The organism is Streptomyces sp. NPDC054841 (genome assembly GCF_053611045.1).
Map to the genome: position 1 here is coordinate 1 of NZ_JBSGZO010000723.1, position 3106 is coordinate 3106.

The following is a 3106-nucleotide window of genomic DNA, read 5'->3' on the forward strand; positions in this document are numbered from 1 at the left end:
TGACGGTCACCCAGAACGGGCGGCTGCTGCACCGGGGCCGTCTGCCGCGGGCGGCGGATCCGGAGCGCTCGGTGGCGGTCCCGGCGCATTGGGCGGCCGGGTGGACGGCGGAGGAGGTCCGGTGCGCATCGGCCTGGGCCGGCGCTGAACCGGCCCTGTACCGAATCCTCAACCGGACCGGCGGTCAGTGCCCTTGACCAGGCGTTCGACAACGAGTTCGCGCCCCAGCGGAAGGCCCGGCCGGCTCCTGGGCCCGGCGCCGGGCCGTCCGCCTCAGGCTGAGCCTCAGCCTCAGGGCGCGCTCCAGACGGTGGTGGTGTTGCAGAACTCCTTGATGCCGTGCCCGGACAGTTCGCGCCCGTAGCCGGATCGCTTGACGCCACCGAACGGCATCGCCGGATGCGAGGCCGTCATGCCGTTGAAGAAGACACCGCCTGCTTCGAGGTCGCGTACGAACCGGTCCACCTCGGCGTCGTCACGGGTCCAGACGTTCGAACTCAGCCCGAAGGGACTGTCGTTGGCGAGGGAGACCGCCTCGTCGAGGTCCGCCACGCGGTAGACGGTCGCCACCGGTCCGAAGGTCTCCTCGCGGTGGATGCGCATCTCCTCGGTGATCCCGGTGAGGACGGTCGGGAGGTAGAACCAGCCGTTCGGCTGGTCCCCCGGCCGGCCCGCCCCGCACAGCGCGTGCGCGCCGAGCCGTACGGCGTCGTCGACCAGTTCCTCCAGGTCGGCGCGTCCCTGCTCGGTGGCGAGCGGACCGACCTCGGTGGACTCCTCCAGCGGGTCACCGACGGTGAGTGCCTCCATCCGGGCGGCGAACCGCTCGGTGAAGGCGTCGTAGACGTCCTCGTGGACGATGAAGCGTTTCGCCGCGATGCAGGACTGCCCGTTGTTCTGCACGCGCGCGGTGACCGCGGTCCGCGCGGCCTTGTCGACGTCCGCCGACGGCATGACGACATACGGGTCGCTGCCGCCCAGCTCCAGGACGGTCTTCTTCACCTCGTCCCCGGCGATCGACGCGACCGACCGTCCGGCGGGCTCGCTGCCGGTGAGCGTCGCGGCGGCGACCCGGGGGTCGCGCAGGACGCCCTCGACCGCGCCCGAGCCGATCAGCAGGGTCTGGAAGCAGCCATCGGGGAAGCCCGCCCGGTGGAAGAGATCACCCAGGTAGAGGGCGGTCTGCGGGACGTTCGACGCGTGCTTGAGCAACCCCGTGTTGCCGGCCATCAAGGCGGGCGCCGCGAACCGTACGACCTGCCAGAGCGGGAAGTTCCACGGCATCACGGCGAGGATCACGCCCAGCGGGCGGTAGTGGACCCGAGCGCTGGCGGCGCCCGAGTCCTTCACGTCGGCGTCCGCGGGATACTCGTCGGCGAGCAGTGCCTCGGCGTGGTCGGCGTACCAGCGCATCGCCTTCACGCACTTGGCCGCCTCTGCCCTGGCCGCCGCGAGGGGTTTGCCCATCTCGGTGGTCATGGTGCGGGCGATGTCGTCCTGGTCCTCCTCCAGCAGCGCAGCTGCCCGCTTGAGCAGCCGGGAGCGTTCGCCGAATCCGGTGGTGCGGTACGTACGGAACGCCTCGTCGGCAGCGGCCAGGCGGCTCTCGATCGCCTCGGGTCCGAGTGCTTCGAAGGTCTTGAGCGTCTCGCCGGTCGCGGGGTTCACCGTGGCGATGGGCATGGCTGTGTCCTCCTTCGGACGCGCATCTACGACCCTGCCGCGCCCCGGGCGGCGGCGCAACGCGGCGGCCCCGGGCACCGGATGCCGGGTTCCGGGCGATTCACCCGAACGGGCAGGTGGTGACCGTGCGACGTACGCTCGTGAGGTACGGACCGCACACCTTGGGCAGGTTTCTCCAGGGAGGCGACGTGACCGGTCTTCGTTGCAGTGGACAGGTGCCGGCCTGCCTGGCAGCCCTCGTCGCGGCGGCACTCGCGGTCGGCGGCACCGCGTACGCCGACGACGACATCGAGTCGCTCACCGGCCGGCAGATCGCCGACAAAGCCAGGTCCGCACTTCTGAACGCCTCGTCGGTGCACATCATGAGCGAGGGCGACCTCCGTGAGCCGGGCTCGCCGAACAAGCTGGATCTCACGCTGGACCGCGAGGGGAACTGCGCGGGTTCGGTGAGCATGGGCTCCGAGGGGTCCGTGAAGATCATCAAGCGCGGAGAGACCGTGTGGCTGAAGCCGGACGCGGCGTTCTGGAAGAGCCAGGTGCCCGGCGTCGGCGAGACGGCCGAAGAGCTGTTCGGGGACAAGTATCTGCACGGCACCACGGACGACGCCCTGCTGCATGCCCTCACCGACGTGTGCGACCTCGACGAGTTCCTGGACTCGCTCTCCGGCGCCCCGGACAGCGGGGTCGCGTTCACCAAGGGCAAGAAGACGGAGATCGACGGAACTGACGTCATCCCCGTGACGGGACAGCGCGCGGGCAGGACGATCACGATGTACGTGGCGACCGAGGGCACGCCCTATCCGGTACGGCTGAACGTGACCAGCGCCGGGGCGGCCAAGGCGAGCGTCGATTTCTCCGACTACGACAAGCCGGTCCCCACCGCGACTCCGCCGGCCGCCGACACGGTCGACCTGTCCACCCTGATGGAGCAGCTGAGCTGATCCGGAAACCGTTTCGCACGCGGTTCACGGAGGGCCGCGGTTGTCTGGCGGCACCGGACGCCGGACAGCAGACTCGACGGCATGTCGGGCAAACGAAGCGCAGGTCTCCTGCTCTTCCGGGTCGCGGATCCGGGCGTCGAGGTGCTGATCGGTCACATGGGCGGCCCGTACTGGGCCGCCAAGGACGAGGGCGCCTGGTCGATTCCCAAGGGCGAGTACGGCCCCGAGGAGGAGCCGGAAGCCGCCGCACGCCGGGAGTTCGAGGAGGAACTCGGCCTGCCGGCGCCCGACGGAGACCGGGTATCGCTGGGTGAGAGCCGCCAGACGGGCGGCAAGACCGTGTCGATCTGGGCGCTCGAGGGTGACCTCGACCCGGACGGCGTGGTGCCCGGCACTTTCACCATGGAGTGGCCGCCCCGGTCCGGCGTGCTGAGCGAGTTCCCGGAGATCGACAGGGTGGGGTGGTTCCCCCTGGAACGGGC

Annotated in this window: 4 protein-coding genes; 3 read left to right on the plus strand and 1 reads right to left on the minus strand. The window is 70.4% G+C overall.

Translation table 11 applies throughout. The features are described from left to right. The coding region (locus ACWGI8_RS42295; protein WP_453668781.1) for a hypothetical protein at positions 1 to 197 on the plus strand (197 nt) is incomplete at its 5' end. A gap of 94 nt (positions 198 to 291) precedes the next feature. Here ACWGI8_RS42295 and ACWGI8_RS42300 read toward each other — a convergent pair. Continuing rightward, positions 292 to 1683: an NADP-dependent succinic semialdehyde dehydrogenase gene (locus tag ACWGI8_RS42300; RefSeq protein WP_453668782.1), complete on the minus strand. Its 1392-nt coding sequence runs from the start codon at positions 1681 to 1683 to the stop codon at positions 292 to 294. A 188-nt stretch (positions 1684 to 1871) separates the two neighbouring features. Between ACWGI8_RS42300 and ACWGI8_RS42305 the strand changes: the two genes are divergently transcribed. Further along, a complete protein-coding gene (locus ACWGI8_RS42305; RefSeq protein ID WP_453668783.1) occupies positions 1872 to 2624 on the plus strand; it encodes a hypothetical protein in 753 nt (250 codons plus the stop codon). An 81-nt stretch (positions 2625 to 2705) separates the two neighbouring features. Then, positions 2706 to 3106, plus strand: a 401-nt coding sequence (locus ACWGI8_RS42310; RefSeq protein WP_453668784.1) for an NUDIX domain-containing protein, incomplete at its 3' end; no start/stop codon positions are given.

What these genes read in the sequence shown, in the direction of transcription:
- ACWGI8_RS42300 (WP_453668782.1), bottom strand. Translation starts at nt 1,683, where the DNA reads ATGCCCATCGCCACGGTGAACCCCGCGACCGGCGAGACGCTCAAGACC.